This is a genomic window from Streptomyces sp. NBC_01267 (genome assembly GCF_036241575.1).
Classification (GTDB): domain Bacteria; phylum Actinomycetota; class Actinomycetes; order Streptomycetales; family Streptomycetaceae; genus Streptomyces.
Genome location: NZ_CP108455.1, coordinates 1,380,504 through 1,394,507 on the forward strand (window position 1 = coordinate 1,380,504; position 14,004 = coordinate 1,394,507).

Consider the following 14,004-nt stretch of genomic DNA (forward strand, 5'->3'; position numbering starts at 1 on the left):
GGGTCGGTCCTTTCGGTGAGGAGTTACACGGTGCCGAGCGCGGCGCCGCGCGCGGCCTTGAATGCCCGGTACGGGTCCCGGTCCGGGTAGGACCAGGGAGCTGCGGTGACATGCTCACCGATGCGGTGGAAGAGCGCGGCGGCCTCGGCCGGACGGCCCTCGCAGAACTTCGCGTGAGCCAGGAAGTTGAGGTCGATGCGGTTGCGCGGATGGTCCTCCCGCTCCCACTCCAGCCACCAGTCGAAGGCGGCCTTCATCACCTGGCGGGCGCGGCGGCCCGTCCAGTGCGTGGAGAGCGCGGGGTCGTCCGGCTCGCTCCCGGCGGTGGCGAGGACCCGGTAGCGCTCGGCGTGGGCGACCACCGGCAGTACCGCGAGCGGCGAGTCGGCGGGGGCCTGTTCGGCGGCCCAGGCCGCGAAGTCGTACACCTCGTGGAGCGGGTCCTGGCCCGCGTCCGGGTGGCGTTCCGCGAGCCGCGCCGCCATCAGATGGTGGGCGTGGTGGTGCTCGGGGTGGCGCGAACGGACCTCGTCGAAGAGCCGGCTGACCTCCTCCTCGGTGCCGCGGGAGCGGGCGAGGATCAGCAGGCCGAGCCAGGGAGTCGGGTCCGAGGGCGCCATCCGGGCAGCGGCGCGGCACGCCTCACGGGCCTGGTCCTCCGGATCCTTGCCGCGCAGCGCGCGCAGGACCGTGGCACAGGCCAGCAGGGTCGCGGCGTCCGCGCTCTCCGGCTCGGCGAGCAGCCAGTCCCGCGCCCACGCGGCCGATCCGGAGCCCTCTGCGAGCACGACGAGCCGGTGACCGCGGCGGTCCCAGTCGTCGGCGGTGGCGGCCAGCAGCGAGCTGACTCTGACCCAGCGCCCCTGCGCCAACTGCGTCCGTACTTCGGAGAGTTCGACGTCGTCGAGAGCCGGGTCGGCGAGCGGGCCGCCCCGTCTTCGGGAGCGGCCGAGGAGAGGGGGCATCCGCGGGGTTCCTCAAGGGCGCCGGGGGCAATGATCACGCACAGCAAAGCGGTAGTGACGGCTCCCCGTCAAGGCCGGACGGTCCGCACGGCGCCCTCAACTCCCCTTGCACCGCCTAGTTTTACCGGGTGCGTAGGCTGGCCGGATGACGAACCGTGAACCTCTGAAGCCGTATCTGCTCGCGTTTCCCGGCCCGCTGCGCGACCAGCTGGTGCAGGCCGTTCTCCGCGGCGAAAAGGTCTCGACCAGCGGGCTTCTCGCCGAGTTCGAAGCCGAGAAGGAGGAACTCCCGCCCGTCGGCGAGCGTTCGGCCCTGATCGATTCGGACGGGCGCGAGGTCGCGGTGATCGAGGTGACGGAGGTTCGGGTACTGCGGCTGGGGGATGTCGACCTTCAGCACGCGCTGGACGAGGGTGAGGGGTACACATCGGTCGCGGAATGGCGCGCGGGGCACGAGCGGTACTGGAACGGGGAGGAGATGCGGGAGGCGCTGGGCGACGAGGACTTCACGGTCGACGACGAGACGATGATCGTCGCCGAGAGGTTCCGGGTCGTCGAGCGGCTGTAGGGCCTGTCCTCGAACTGCCGCCCGCCGCCCGCCCGGGAAGCGTCCGGTTCGAACCACCTGGTCCGGCGCCCGGCCCACCCGGCCCGCCCGGCCCGGACGAAGGACCCTAATCCACCGCTTGGGCCGCCGCCCGGCCCGCCGTACGCCCGGAGAAGATGCACCCGCCGAGGAACGTCCCCTCCAGCGACCGGTACCCGTGCACCCCGCCACCCCCGAAGCCCGCCGCCTCGCCCGCCGCGTACAGCCCCGGGACGGGGTTCCCCCTGGGCGAACCGGAGTCCGGCGCCGGGTCGCCGCCCTCGGCGAGGACCCGCGCGGAGAGATCGGTCTCCAGACCGCCCAGCGACTTGCGGGTCAGGATGTGCAGTTTCACCGCGATCAGCGGGCCCGCCGCCGGGTCCAGGATCCGGTGCGGGGCCGCCGTCCGGATGAGCTTGTCCCCGAGGTAGTTGCGGGCGCCGCGGATCGACATCACCTGGAGGTCCTTGGTGAAGGGGTTGTCGATCTCCCGGTCGCGGGCGACGATCTCGCGGCGCAGTTCCGCCTCGTCGATCAGCGGCTCCTCGGTGAGCGCGTTCATTCCGCGCACCAGCGAGGCCAGATCCTTCTCGACGACGAAGTCCGCGCCGTTGTCCATGAACGCCTTCACCGGCGCCGGAACGTCGGCGCGCGCCCGCCCGATCACGCCCCGGACCGACTTTCCCGTCAGGTCCGGGTTCTGTTCCGAGCCCGACAGCGCGAACTCCTTGCCGATGATGCGCTGATCGAGGACGAACCAGGTGTAGTCGTACCCGGACTTCATGATGTGGTCGAGGGTGCCGAGGGTGTCGAAGCCGGGGAAGAGCGGCACGGGCAGCCGTTTGCCGCGCGCGTCGAACCAGAGCGACGAAGGGCCCGGCAGGATGCGGATGGCGTGCTTCGCCCAGATCGGGTTCCAGTTCTGGATGCCTTCGGTGTAGTGCCACATCCGGTCACTGTTGATCTGATGCGCGCCCGCCGCTTCCGCGACGCCCAGCATCAGCCCGTCCACGTGCGCGGGGACGCCGGAGAGCAGATGGGCGGGCGGGGTTCCCAGGCGCTCCGGCCACTGGGCCCGGACGAGATCGTGGTTGCCGCCGATGCCGCCGGAGGTGACGATCACCGCCTGCGCCTTGAGGGAGAACTCCCCGGCGACCTCACGGCTGCTGGCGGTGCCCCGCTCGGCGCCGCTCGGCGCCAGTACCTCGCCCGTCACGGTGTCCACGGCGCCACCGCTGCGGGAGAGCCCCGTGACCCGGTGGCGGAACCGCAGCTGCACCAGCCCGCGCGCGACACCCGCCCGCACCCGCCGCTCGAAGGGCGCGACGACGCCCGGACCGGTGCCCCAGGTGATGTGGAAGCGGGGTACGGAGTTGCCGTGCCCGGTGGCGTCGTACCCGCCGCGCTCCGCCCAGCCGACGACCGGGAAGAACCGCATCCCCTGCGCGTGCAGCCAGGCCCGCTTCTCGCCCGACGCGAAGTCGACGTACGCCTCGGCCCACCGGCGCGGCCAGTGGTCCTCCGGGCGGTCGAAACCGGCCGTACCCAGCCAGTCCTGCATCGCCAGCGCGTGGCTGTCCTTGATCCGGAAGCGCCGCTGTTCCGGCGAGTCGACGAAGAAGAGTCCGCCGAAGGACCAGTGCGCCTGACCGCCGATCGACTGCTCGGGCTCCTGGTCGACGAGGATCACCTTCTTCCCCGCGTCGACCAGCTCGGCGGTGGCCACCAGGCCCGCGAGCCCGGCCCCGATCACGATCACGTCAGCGTCGTCCGCCATGGGCTCCGTCCCCTGCCAGGTTACTTGTCGGTCACATCTTCAGTTCGTACCGATGCCGCGTCAACCGTCCCGTTCGGTTCACTCGACGGGTGCGGGTACCCGCACAGGCGTTATCGTCGCGTGGAACCCGCCCCTTCTGGCCGGTCTTGAGGTAGATCACGTGTCGGTACTGGTCCTCGCGCTCTCGGTGAGTGCGGCCTGCTGTCTCGGCTTCGGTTTCGTGCTCCAGCAGAACGCCGCCCAGCACGCCCCGCTGGGCGACTTCCTCTCCCTGCGACTGCTGCTCGACCTCGTGCGGGTGCCGCGCTGGCTCGGCGGCATCGCGCTGATGGTGTGCGGGATGGTGCTGGGCGCGCTCGCGCTCGGTCATGGCGAGATCTCACTGGTCGAGCCGCTGCTCGCGACGAACCTGCTCTTCGCCATGGCGCTGTCGCGCCGCCAGACCGGACAGCCACTGGGCCGACAGGGCTGGGGCGGCCTCGCACTGCTCGCGGGCGGCGTCGCCACCTTCATCCTGGCGGGCCAGCCGCATCCCGGCGCGGCCTCGGTGAATCCGCTGCGGCACTGGCTGATCATCGGCGTGGTCGCGGGTACGGCGCTGCTCGTCACGGTCTGCGCCAAGCGCACCAGGCTGAGCATCGGCCCCGCGCTCCTCGCGCTCGCGGCCGGTCTGCTGTACGGACTCCAGGACGCCCTGACCCGGGTCAGCGGGCAGGTGCTGGGGCACAGCGGCTTGGCGGGGCTCGCCGCCACGTGGCAGCCGTACGTCGTGGTGGTGATCGGGGTGAGCGGTCTGGTCCTCGTGCAGAGCGCCTTCGAGACGGCGCCGCTGCGGATGTCCCTCCCGGCGCTGACGGCCGCGCAGCCGCTCGCGGGCATCGTCTGCGGCGTCGGCTTCCTGGGGGACCAACTGCGCACCGACACCGGGGCCCTGGCCTGGGAGGCGGCGGGTCTGGCGGCGGTCGTGCTGGGGATCGTACTGCTGGGACGACATCCGGCGATGCCGCCGGGGACGGCGCGAGCGACCCGCGAGAAGATGGCCGCATGACCGCTCCGACCCCCGGCACCCCACGCTCCCCGGCCTCCCCCGACGTCCCGGATTCTGCGGATTCCCCGGCTTCTACGGCTTCTACGGCTTCCCCGGCCGACGAGATGCTCGATGTCGTCGACGCGTCCGACCAGGTGATCGGCCGGGCGCGCCGGGGCGAGGTGTACGCGAAGGGGCTGCTGCACCGCTGCGTCTTCGTGCTCGCCCGCGACGCCGAGGACCGGATCTTCGTCCACCGGCGCACCCCGGTGAAGCTGGTCTTCCCCTCGCTGTACGACATGTTCGTCGGCGGCGTGGTCGGCTCCGGCGAGTCCTACGACGCCGCCGCGCTGCGGGAGGCCGAGGAGGAGCTGGGTGTCCCGGGACTGCCCGCGCCCGTACCGCTGTTCACGTTCCTGTACGAGGGCGCGGGGCAGGGCTGGTGGTCCAGGGTGTACGAGGTGCGCTGCGAACTGCCGGTGAACCCGCAGGTGGAGGAGGTCGCCTGGCACGACTTCCTCACCCCCGGCGAACTGGAGCGGCGCCTCACCGAGTGGGAGTGGGTGCCGGACGGGCTCGCCGCGTACCGCAGGCTGACCGCGCGCCGGCCGCTGTAGTCGGTGAGGCGGGCGATCACCGCCGGACGCTACCGCCCGGCGGTGATCGACTTGCTAGTGCCGTTCCCGGCAAGCTTTGCCCCGTCGCGGCACTAGAGCGGCGCGTCGATCGGCGGTACGGGATCCCAGGCGACGGTGACCACGATCTTGCCCCGGGTGTGCCGTTCCGCGCACAGCCGCTGCGCCTCCGCGGCCTGTTCCAGCGGCAGGACCCGGTCCACGTGGACGGAGACGACCCCCTGGTCGGCCAGCTCACCGAGCACGTGCAGATCGAGCGCGTCGGGCCGTACGTAGACATAGCGGCCACCGAGCTCGATGACCTCGCCGTCGACGATGGACGCGAGCCGCCCCTCGGGGGCGAGGAGATTCGCCGACATCTTCAGGGTGTCACCGCCGACGGTGTCGAAGACCGCGTCGACGCCCTCGGGGGCCAGCGCCCTGACGCGGTCGGCGAGCCCGTCCCCGTACGCCACCGGCTCCGCACCCAGCGCCCGCAGATGGGCGTGGTTGCGTTCGCTCGCGGTACCGATGACCCGCGCACCGGAGTGCAGGGCGAGCTGGACGGCCATCGAGCCGACCCCGCCCGCCGCCGCGTGGACGAGAACCGTGTCGTCGGAGCGGATCTCCAGCGCCCTGAGCACCTGGTACGCGGTGAGTCCGGCCAGCGGCAGTCCGGCGGCCTCCTCGAAGCTCAGCCGCAGCGGCTTGCGGGCGAGCGTACGGACCGGCGCGGCCACGTACTCGGCGAAGGTGCCGCGCGAGAGGAAGTCCTCGCGTACGTACCCCATCACCTCGTCGCCCACCGCGAACTCCGTCACCGCGGCACCCGGCTGCACGACGACCCCGGAGACGTCCCAGCCGGGCACGACCGGGAAGACCACGTCCAGGGCGCTGTCGAGGTGGCCCTCGCGGGCGAGCACATCGACGGGGTTGACGGCCGCGGCCCGCACCTTCACCAGGACGGAGTCGGGCCCCAGCTTGGGGTCGGGCCGGTCGCCGTACTGCAGGACCTCGGGGCCGCCGTAACGGCTGTAGCTGATCGCCTTCATACCTACGAGCCTCTGGCCGGGCCTGTCCTCGCGCAACCGGGACGGCAGCGGGGACAGCAGCGGGACCGCAACCGGGTCGGCGGCCATCGGAACCGGGACGTCCACGGACCGGTTTTCCCCCCGGGTCCCTCCGACCGGCGAAGTGTCGTGCCAGACTCCGCGAGCCCGGCCTGATCTCCACGACGAAAGACCCTGGGGGCCTGCATGACCGCCACCGATCCGTACACCGTCCGGCTCGCGCCGGGCGTCCACGCCTACGTCCAGCCGGACGGCGGCTGGTGCCTGAACAACGCGGGGTTCGTCACCGACGGCGACTCCACCCTCCTCGTCGACACGGCGGCGACGCTGCCGCGGGCGCACGCGCTGCGCGCGGCCGTGCTCGCGGCCGGGGCGCCGCTCCCCCGTACCGTCGTCAACACCCACCATCACGGGGACCACACCTACGGCAACAGTGTCTTCCGGCCGGACGCCGTGCTGATCGGGCACGACGCCTGCCGCAGTGAAGTGCTCGCCGCCGGGCGCCAGTTGCACGTGGTGTGGCCGGGGACCGATTTCGGCGAGGTCGAGATCACCCCGCCCGAGCTGACCTACGGCGACCGGCTGACCGTCCAGGTGGGCGGGGTCGAGGTCCGGCTGATCCATCCGGGGGTGGCGCACACCATCGGGGACACGATCGTGCACCTTCCCGGGCAGCGGATCGTCTTCACCGGCGACCTGATCTTCCAGGGCGGCACGCCGTTCCTCGCGATGGGCTCGGTCAGCGGTTCGCTGCGCGCCCTGGACGTGCTGCGCGGTCTCGGCGCGGAGACGGTCGTCCCCGGCCACGGCCCGGTCACCGATCCGTCCGCCTTCGACGCGACGGAGCGGTATCTGCGTTTCGTCTCCGGGATCGCCGAGGAGGGACACGCCAAGGGGATCAGCCCGCTGGAGACCGCCCGGCAGACGGATCTGGGGGAGTTCGCGGGGCTGCGGGAGCGCGAGCGACTGGTCGCGAATCTGCACCGCGCCTACGCCGAGCTGGACGGACTGCCCGAGGGTTCGCCGCTCGACCCGCTGCTCGTCTTCGGTGACATGACGGCGATGAACGGCGGTGTGCCGGTGGCCTGCCACGCATAGGACCGACCCGGGGGTGGACGACATACCGACTGGTCGGCATGATGGGGCGGGACGGTTCGGCGAACGGTCGCGCGGGCCGTTCCGCCCCTACGCACGGAGGTGCACCATGAGCACAGTCCACCCACCAGGAATCGACCCCGAGGCGCTGCGCGGTCACCTCGACCGCGAGCGGCCCGGACTGGTGCGCGGACCGCTCAGTGCCCGGCTGATCGAGGGCGGCCGGTCCAATCTGACCTATGCGGTCACGGACGGTTCCGGCCGCTGGGTGGTGCGCAGGCCGCCGCTGGGGCACGTACTGGCCACCGCCCACGACATGCGGCGCGAGCACCGGGTGATCAGCGCGCTGCACCCGACCGGTGTGCCGGTGCCCGAGCCGGTGCTGCTGTGCGAGGACGAGTCGGTCATCGGATCGCCGTTCTACGTCATGGAGTTCGTCGAAGGAACCCCGTACCGCAGCGCCGACCAGCTCGCCCCCCTCGGCGCCGAGCGCACCCGGGCGGCGGTCCTCGGACTGGTCGACACGCTCGTCGATCTGCACGCCGTCGATCCCCGGGCCGTGGGCCTGGGCGACTTCGGCCGCCCCGACGGCTTCCTCGACCGGCAGCTGCGCCGCTGGGGCAAGCAGCTCGACGCCTCGCGCAACCGTGAACTCGCGGGCATCGACGAGCTGCACGCCGCGCTCGGACGCGACCTGCCGCGCTCCCCCGCCCCCACCGTGGTGCACGGCGACTACCGGCTGGACAACGTCCTGCTCGGTGACGACGACCGGATCAACGCGATCCTGGACTGGGAGATGTCGACGCTCGGCGATCCGCTCACCGACCTCGGCCTGCTGGTGATGTACAGCTCCGACCTGGGCATCCCGGATTCCCCCGTCTCCACCACGAGTGGCGCCCCCGGCCACCCCTCCCCCGCCGAGCTCGTCGAGCGCTACGCGGCCCGCTCCGGCCGGGACACCTCCGCCATCGCCTGGTACACGGCGTTCGCCTGGTTCAAGCTCGCCGTGATCCTGGAGGGCATCCACTACCGGTACACCCTCGGGCAGACCGTCGGCGCCGGCTTCGACCGGATCGGCGACCTGGTCCCGGCCTTCATCCAGCACGGCCTCATCACCCTCCAGGAAGGCTGAACACCCCATGGACTTCGCATTCGACGCGCGCACCGAAGAGCTGCGCGCCAGGCTCCTCGCCTTCATGGACGAGCACGTCCTGCCCGCCGAGGCCGTCGCCCACGAGCAGCGGCAGCTCCTCACGTCGCCCTGGGACACCCCGGCCGTGGTGGAGGAGTTGAAGGCGGAGGCGCGCAGGCAGGGCCTGTGGAACCTCTTCCTGCCGGACGAGCGGTACGGCGCGGGGCTCACCAACCTCCAGTACGCCCCGCTCGCCGAAATCACCGGCCGCTCCCCGCACTTGGCGCCCACCGCGCTGAACTGCGCGGCCCCCGACACCGGCAACATGGAGGTGCTGGCCCAGTTCGCCACCGAGCAGCAGAAGAAGCAGTGGCTGGAACCGCTGCTGGCCGGTGAGATCCGTTCGGCCTTCGCGATGACCGAGCCCGAGGTGGCCTCGTCGGACGCGACGAACATCGAGACGCGCATCGTGCGGGACGGCGACGACTACGTCATCAACGGCCGCAAGTGGTACATCTCCGGGGCGATGAACCCGGACTGCAAGATCTTCATCGTGATGGGCAAGACCGACCCGGACAGCGCGGACGTCCGCCGTCAGCAGTCGATGATCCTGGTGCCGCGCGACACCCCGGGGCTCGAAGTCCGCCGCGCCATGCAGGTGTACGGCTACGAGGACCACTCCCACGGCGGCCATGCCGAGGTGGTCCTCCACGACGTACGGGTCCCCGCGTCGCATCTGATCGGCGAGGAGGGCGGCGGCTTCGCCATCGCCCAGGCCCGGCTGGGCCCCGGCCGGATCCACCACTGCATGCGGCTGATCGGCATGGCCGAGCGGGCCATCGAGCTGATGTGCCGCCGCGCGGTGTCCCGTACGGCGTTCGGCAAGCCGCTGGCCCAGCAGGGCGTCGTGCAGAACTGGATCGCGGACGCGCGCGTCACGGTCGAGCAGCTGCGCCTCCTGGTGCTGAAGACGGCCTGGCTGATGGACACCGTGGGCAACCGCGGCGCGCACACCGAGATCCAGTCCATCAAGATCGCCACACCGCGGGCGGTCATCGACATCATCGACAACGCGGTACAGCTGTACGGGGCGGGCGGCGTGAGCCAGGACTTCCCGCTGGCCGAACTGTGGGCGGGAGCACGGACGTTGAGGCTGGCGGACGGCCCCGACGAGGTGCACCAGCGCTCGCTGGCCCGGCGGGAACTCAAGAAGTACCTGTAGCGGCGCGGCGGGGGCGCTACGGCCGGGTGCCCCCGCGCGTCACGGCCGCAGCGCCCGCAGCAGCAGATCGGCCAGCTGGTCCGCCAGCTGCTGCGGCGTGAGCGGCCCGTCCGGCCGGTACCACGTCGACAGGTGGTGGACCGACCCGAAGTGGTAGTCCACGACCAGGTCCGCGGAGATACCGGTCGAGAAGACCCCGGTGCGCTGGCCCTCTTCGACCAGCGCGCGGAACCGCTCGTGGTAGCGGCGCCGTTCCACCCGGACCTGCTTGTTCTTCTCCGGGCTCAGATGGTGCATCGAGCGGAAGAAGATCGCCGCGTCGTCCAGGTTGTCGATGGTCGTCACGACGACGTCGGCCGCCGCTTCGCGCAGCCGCTGCTCGACCGGGGCGTCCGCGTCGGCGAAGGCGTCGAGCCGCTCCTGCTGGAGCCGCAGCACCCGGGCGTAGACCTCCTGGAGCAGGTCCTCCTTGGAGCCGAAGTAGTGGTAGAGGGCGCCCTTGGTGACGCCGGCTGCCTCCACGATCTCCTGGACGGACGTCCGGTCGTACCCGCGCTCGGCGAAGAGCCGGGTGGCGGCGGCCAGCAGCCTCTGGGGGACGGGGGTGCCGTTCCCGTCGGTCGTCCTGGCTGCCATGGCCGCCACCTTCCTTCTGTGCCTGTGCTGTCGTGCCTGTGCTGGTGCTGGTCGTGCGGTGAGCCCCGCGCGACCGTGAGCCTCGTCAGTGCCGGGAACGCAGTTCCCGCCTGAGGATCTTCCCACTCGTGGTCTTCGGCAGCTCCGGCAGGATCTCGACCTCCCGGGGGTACTTGTACGCGGCGAGCCGCTCCTCGCAGTACGCGCCGAGGTCCTCGGGCGCCACGGTCGCGCCCGGCCGCAGGCTCACGTAGGCCTTGACCGATTCCCCGCGGTAGGCGTCGGGGACGCCCACGACGGCCGCCTCGCGCACGGCCGGGTGCGTGTAGAGCACGTCCTCGACCTCGCGCGGCCAGACCTTGAAGCCGGATGCGTTGATCATGTCCTTCTTGCGGTCCACGACGTAGAGCCAGCCGTCGCCGTCCATGAAACCGATGTCGCCGGTGCGCAGTTCCCCGTCCGGGAACGCCTCGGCGGTGGCCTCGGGGCGGCCCCAGTAGCCGGGGACCACCTGCGGGCCGCGCACCACGATCTCGCCCTGCTCGCCGAAGGGGACCTCGCCGCCCTGCGCGTCGACGATCCGTACGACCGTGTCCGGTCCGGGGACACCCACCGACAGGGTGCCGGAGACCGGGTCGACCGGGGCCTCCTTCTCGGGCGGGACCGAGGCGCAGGGGGCGGTGCACTCGGTGAGTCCGTAGCCGTTGCGGAGGTACGGGCCGAAGCGCGCGCGGAACTTCTCCACCAGCGCGGGCGGCAGCGGGGCGCCGCCCGACGAGATGACGGCGAAGGAGGCGAAGTGGTCAGGGGTGGCCGCCGGGTCGGCGGCGAGCGCCATGAAGGCCGTCGACGGGCCGACCGTGTACGCGGGCCGGTGTTCGGCGAAGGCGTCGAGCACCACGCCGGGGTGGAAGCGGTAGGCGAGGACCAGGGTGCCCGCGTTGGTGAGGCACGCGGCGAGTTCGCAGACCATGCCGGTGATGTGGAAGAGCGGCGCGAGCGCGAAGTAGGCCGAGCCCTCCGCGACGGGGTGGCCGGTGCGCTGGCGCTCGGCGTTGACCATGATGTTGGCGTGGGTGTTCATGGCGCCCTTGGGGGCGCCGCTGGTACCCGAGGTGTAGCTGATCAGCGCGGTGTCGGTGGTGAGCGGATCGCGGTCGGCGGGGGCCGCGGCGCCGGCGCGGGCGACCGCCACCAGGTCGTCGGTGTCCGCGGGCCGCGGCAGCCGCTCGAAGCCCAGGACACGTTCGTCGTCGCGGGTCTGCAGGTCGCGCTCGCAGGCGGTGAGCGCGAACCGGAGCGCGGAGGCCGCCGCGGTCTCCCTGAGGTACCCCTCCCAGGCGCGGTCGGAGCAGATCAGCGCGGTGACCCCGGCGTCCCGCAGGACGTGAGCGACCTCGCCGGACTTGTACATCGGGTTGAGCGGGACGACGACCGCGCCGGCCTTCCAGGCGCCGAGCAGCGCGAGCACGAAGTGCGGGGTGTTCTGCAGCATGATCGCGACCCGGTCGCCGCGGCGCAGGCCCTTCGCCACGAGATGCCCGGCGACCGAGTCGGAGAGCCGGTCGGTCTCGCGGTAGGTCAGCCGTCCGTCGAAGTAGGCGAGGGCCGGGTGGCCCGGCGCGCGGGCCGCACTGGCGCGGAAGGCGTGCACCACACTGGCCGCCGGGTGCACGGGGCGCCGCTGGGCCTCGCTGAGCTGCGCGAGCCAGGGTCTGGCCGCGTACCCGGAGGCGTTCACTGCCCGGCCTCCCACTTCTGCTGGAGGTGGTTCATCCCGCCGATCCACCGGTCGGGGTCGGCGGCCCGCGCCTGGTAGTACTCGGCGACCTCGGGGTGCGGCAGTACCAGGAAGCGGTCCTCGGCGATGGCGTCGAAGAGCGCGTCGGCGACCTCGGCGGGCTCGATCGCCGTCGGCGCCAGCACCAGTTCGCCCGCCGATCCGGCCGAGGTCAGCATGTCGGTGCGCACCCCCTGCGGGCAGATCGCGTGGACCTTCAGACCGCGGTGGCGGTAGGTGAGGGAGAGCCATTCGGCGAAGGCGAGCGCGCCGTGCTTGGTGACGCTGTACGGGGCCGCCCCGATCATCGTCAGCAGCCCGGCGGCGGACACCGTGGAGACGAACCGGCCCTCACCGCGCTCCAGCCAGTCGGGCAACAGCGCGCGGGCTGCCCGGACATGGGCCATGACATTGACGTCCCAGGCCGAGGCCCACACGGACTCGTCGGCGAAGGGGTCGCCGGGTGAGCCGAGGCCCGCGTTGGCGCAGTAGATGTCGACCCGGCCGCCGAGTGCGGCACGGGCGGCCTCCACCACCGTCGAGGCATCGCCGGGAACGGCCGTGGCGCCGAGTTCGGCGGCCACCGCTGCGGCCTTCCCGGCGTCCAGGTCGTTGACCACGACCCTGGCTCCCTCCGCGGTGAATCTGCGGGCCAGCGCGGCGCCGATACCGCCGCCCGCTCCCGTCACCACGACACCCGCGCCGTCGACCGTACCCATCGGGACCTGCCTCTCCGTTGAATGCACCAGCAGACTAACCAGTCGGTATGTCACAGGGGAAGGGGTGCGGGCTAGCCTGCGTGCCCATGACAGTCGGCGAGATCATGGAGGTAGCGCGATGAACTTGTCCAGGCGGGGACTGCTGGCCGCGGGCGGCGCCGTGGGGATGGTGGCGGCCACGCCGGGGGCGGCCTCGGCCGACCCCGCGCGCGGCCGGGTGCGTACCGGTTTCGACCGGCTGGCCGCCGACGGCTACGGCCTGCTCGACGGGCAGCGGGTCGGCATCGTCACCAACCCGACCGGGATCACCCACGACGTCCGGCACATCGTCGATGTCATGCACGCCGACAAGCGGGTGAAGCTGACCGCCGTCTTCGGTCCGGAGCACGGGTTCCGCGGCACGGCCCAGGCCGGCGGCTCCGAGGGGCGCTACGACGACCCGGCGACCGGCTTGCCGGTCTACGACACGTACACCAGGAGCGGCAGCGCCCTCGCGGACATCTTCACCGCGTCGGGCGTGGACACGGTCGTCTTCGACATCCAGGACGCGGGCGCCCGCTTCTACACGTACATCTGGACGCTGTACGACTGCATGGAGGCGGCGGCGCTCGCGGGCAAGCGGTTCGTGGTGCTCGACCGTCCGAACCCGGTCACCGGCCGGGCGGCCCTCGGCCCCGTGCTGCACAAGGAGTTCGCGACGTTCGTCGGGCGCAAGCCCATCTCCCAGGCCCACGGCATGACGGTGACGGAGCTGGCCCGGCTGTTCAACGGTGAGTTCCTGGCCGAGCCGGTGCGGCTGGAGACCGTGTCCATGTCGGGCTGGCGGCGCGGCGACTTCTTCGACGCGACGGGACTGCCCTGGGTGCCGCCGAGCCCCAACATGCCGACACCCGACACCGCCCTGGTGTACTCGGGGACCTGTCTCTTCGAGGGCACGAACCTCTCCGAGGGGCGGGGTACCACCCGGCCGTTCGAACTGCTGGGCGCCGAGGGCATCGACCGCCGGTGGGCGGAGGCGGCGCGGGCGCTGGAGCTGCCCGGGGTCACCTTCCGTGAGGCGTACTTCGCGCCGACGTTCTCGAAGTTCGCGGGCAAGACCGTCGGTGGCGTCCAACTCCACGTGCAGGACCGCGAGTTGTTCGACCCGGTGCGTACGGCGATCGGCCTGCTGGTGACGGCGAAGAAGGTCTGGGACGGGTTCGCCTGGCGGCCCGACAACTGGATCGACACCCTCACGGGCTCCACCGCGGTCCGCACGATGATCGACGCGGGCGCGTCCACCGACGAGGTGGTGGGAGCCTGGCAGGGCGAGCTGGCCGCCTTCCGCGCCGTACGGAAGAGGTACCTGACGTACCGCTGACCGGCCCCCCACACCGGCGAA

Annotated in this window: 13 protein-coding genes; 7 read left to right on the plus strand and 6 right to left on the minus strand. The window is 72.0% G+C overall.

The window, feature by feature from the left end:
* Nucleotides 1-23: 23 nt before the first annotated feature.
* Nucleotides 24-965 carry a hypothetical protein gene (locus OG709_RS06420; RefSeq protein ID WP_250303237.1) on the minus strand — a complete coding sequence of 314 codons (942 nt, stop codon included), beginning with the start codon at nucleotides 963-965 and terminating at the stop codon, nucleotides 24-26.
* A 145-nt stretch (nucleotides 966-1,110) separates the two neighbouring features.
* Between OG709_RS06420 and OG709_RS06425 the strand changes: the two genes are divergently transcribed.
* Nucleotides 1,111-1,533, plus strand: coding sequence for an ASCH domain-containing protein (locus tag OG709_RS06425; protein ID WP_266643851.1), 423 nt, complete (start codon nucleotides 1,111-1,113; stop codon nucleotides 1,531-1,533).
* Between the two features lie 106 nt (nucleotides 1,534-1,639).
* Here OG709_RS06425 and OG709_RS06430 read toward each other — a convergent pair whose 3' ends face one another.
* Complete coding sequence (locus OG709_RS06430; RefSeq protein ID WP_329165199.1) at nucleotides 1,640-3,328, minus strand: FAD-binding dehydrogenase; 1,689 nt, start codon at nucleotides 3,326-3,328, stop codon at nucleotides 1,640-1,642.
* A 160-nt stretch (nucleotides 3,329-3,488) separates the two neighbouring features.
* On the opposite strand from OG709_RS06430, the gene OG709_RS06435 reads away from it, so the two are divergent.
* Together OG709_RS06435 and OG709_RS06440 are read left to right on the plus strand one after the other, a co-directional pair.
* The gene (locus OG709_RS06435) at nucleotides 3,489-4,376 is read left to right on the plus strand and encodes a DMT family transporter (protein ID WP_250303234.1); all 888 of its coding nucleotides are present in this window, start codon (nucleotides 3,489-3,491) and stop codon (nucleotides 4,374-4,376) included.
* Nucleotides 4,377-4,480: 104 nt separating this feature from the next.
* Nucleotides 4,481-4,972 carry an NUDIX domain-containing protein gene (locus OG709_RS06440; RefSeq protein WP_250303631.1) on the plus strand — a complete coding sequence of 164 codons (492 nt, stop codon included), beginning with the start codon at nucleotides 4,481-4,483 and terminating at the stop codon, nucleotides 4,970-4,972.
* Nucleotides 4,973-5,064: 92 nt separating this feature from the next.
* Here OG709_RS06440 and OG709_RS06445 read toward each other — a convergent pair whose 3' ends face one another.
* Nucleotides 5,065-6,021 (minus strand): NADP-dependent oxidoreductase, encoded by a 957-nt coding sequence (locus OG709_RS06445; RefSeq protein WP_250303630.1) that lies wholly within the window; start codon nucleotides 6,019-6,021, stop codon nucleotides 5,065-5,067.
* Between the two features lie 204 nt (nucleotides 6,022-6,225).
* Here OG709_RS06445 and OG709_RS06450 point away from each other — a divergent pair, with 204 nt between their 5' ends.
* The 3 genes from OG709_RS06450 to OG709_RS06460 all read left to right on the plus strand — a co-directional run bounded on the left by OG709_RS06450 (nucleotide 6,226) and on the right by OG709_RS06460 (nucleotide 9,488).
* Nucleotides 6,226-7,137 carry an MBL fold metallo-hydrolase gene (locus OG709_RS06450; protein ID WP_250303233.1) on the plus strand — a complete coding sequence of 304 codons (912 nt, stop codon included), beginning with the start codon at nucleotides 6,226-6,228 and terminating at the stop codon, nucleotides 7,135-7,137.
* 106 nt (nucleotides 7,138-7,243) lie between these two features.
* On the plus strand, nucleotides 7,244-8,266 hold the full coding sequence (locus OG709_RS06455) for a phosphotransferase family protein (RefSeq protein WP_266643847.1): 1,023 nt from the start codon (nucleotides 7,244-7,246) through the stop codon (nucleotides 8,264-8,266).
* Between the two features lie 7 nt (nucleotides 8,267-8,273).
* Entirely contained in the window at nucleotides 8,274-9,488 is a 1,215-nt protein-coding gene (locus tag OG709_RS06460) for an acyl-CoA dehydrogenase family protein (RefSeq protein WP_250303231.1), read from the plus strand.
* Nucleotides 9,489-9,527: 39 nt separating this feature from the next.
* On the opposite strand, the gene OG709_RS06465 is transcribed toward OG709_RS06460, so the two are convergent.
* The 3 genes from OG709_RS06465 to OG709_RS06475 form a co-directional block, all read right to left on the minus strand.
* Nucleotides 9,528-10,124: a TetR/AcrR family transcriptional regulator gene (locus OG709_RS06465; protein WP_250303230.1), complete on the minus strand. Its 597-nt coding sequence runs from the start codon at nucleotides 10,122-10,124 to the stop codon at nucleotides 9,528-9,530.
* Between the two features lie 85 nt (nucleotides 10,125-10,209).
* Nucleotides 10,210-11,865 carry a class I adenylate-forming enzyme family protein gene (locus tag OG709_RS06470; RefSeq protein WP_329165202.1) on the minus strand — a complete coding sequence of 552 codons (1,656 nt, stop codon included), beginning with the start codon at nucleotides 11,863-11,865 and terminating at the stop codon, nucleotides 10,210-10,212.
* Nucleotides 11,862-12,623, minus strand: a complete 762-nt coding sequence (locus tag OG709_RS06475; RefSeq protein ID WP_250303228.1) for an SDR family oxidoreductase — start codon at nucleotides 12,621-12,623, stop codon at nucleotides 11,862-11,864. Before OG709_RS06475 ends, OG709_RS06470 begins: the two co-directional genes overlap by 4 nt.
* A gap of 118 nt (nucleotides 12,624-12,741) precedes the next feature.
* Here OG709_RS06475 and OG709_RS06480 point away from each other — a divergent pair, with 118 nt between their 5' ends.
* Nucleotides 12,742-13,983, plus strand: a complete 1,242-nt coding sequence (locus tag OG709_RS06480; RefSeq protein ID WP_250303227.1) for an exo-beta-N-acetylmuramidase NamZ family protein — start codon at nucleotides 12,742-12,744, stop codon at nucleotides 13,981-13,983.
* Nucleotides 13,984-14,004: the final 21 nt, after the last annotated feature.